Annotated in this window: 1 protein-coding gene and 1 pseudogene; both read left to right on the top strand. The window is 62.1% G+C overall.

The features are described from left to right. Positions 1-237: pseudogene (locus KME78_RS63670) on the top strand (ABC transporter permease); the annotation flags it as partial. Next, positions 221-759 (top strand): carbohydrate ABC transporter permease (locus KME78_RS63665; RefSeq protein WP_219539960.1); only part of this gene is annotated, 539 nt, incomplete at its 3' end. The pseudogene KME78_RS63670 and the gene KME78_RS63665, both read left to right, overlap by 17 nt.

Here is a 759-nt window from a genome sequence, read left to right as displayed (position 1 = left end):
GAGGTGATCAAGTCGTTCCAGTCGTTCACCCAGTCGTTCATCGTCAGCAGCGGCACGGGTGGCCCGGTCGACTCGACGCTGTTCTACACGCTTTATCTGTATCTGAAGGGCTTCAAGAGTTACGAGATGGGCTACGCGGCCGCGATGGCGTGGGTCCTGCTGCTCATCATCGCCGGGCTGACCGGCGTGAATTTCCTCGCGTCGAAGTATTGGGTCTTCTATGGCGACACGAAGTAAGCCGGCTCCGCTGCTGTTCCGCCCGCTCCCGCGGGGCAGCCGCCTGCTCAAGCATCTGCTGCTGATCGGCTTCGGCCTGGTCATGCTCTATCCGCTGTTGTGGATGGTGTCCAGTTCGCTGAAGCCGGAGGATCTCATCTTCCGCGAGCCCGGCCTGTGGCCGAGCGCCTTCACGCTGGAGAACTACAGCGAGGGCTGGAGCGCGCTCAAGCACTCCTTCGGCTACTACCTGTGGAACTCCGCGGTGCTGACGGCCCTGACGGTGGTGGCGAACCTGGTCGCCTGCTCGCTGGCCGCCTACGCCTTCGCCCGGCTGAACTTCCCGTTGAAGAAGCTGTGGTTCGCGCTCATGCTCGGCTCGATCATGCTGCCGTATCACGTGACGGTCGTGCCGCAGTACATCGTGTTCTCCAAGCTCGACTGGATCAACACGATCTGGCCGTTGATCGTGCCGAAGTTCCTGGCCACCGACGCGTTCTTCATCTTCCTCATGGTGCAGTTCATCCGCACCCTGCCCCGGGA

The organism is Nonomuraea guangzhouensis (assembly GCF_019396345.1).
Lineage (GTDB): Bacteria > Actinomycetota > Actinomycetes > Streptosporangiales > Streptosporangiaceae > Nonomuraea > Nonomuraea guangzhouensis.
The sequence above is the reverse complement of the archived record's forward strand: the minus strand, read 5'-3'. Positions and strand labels throughout refer to the sequence as shown.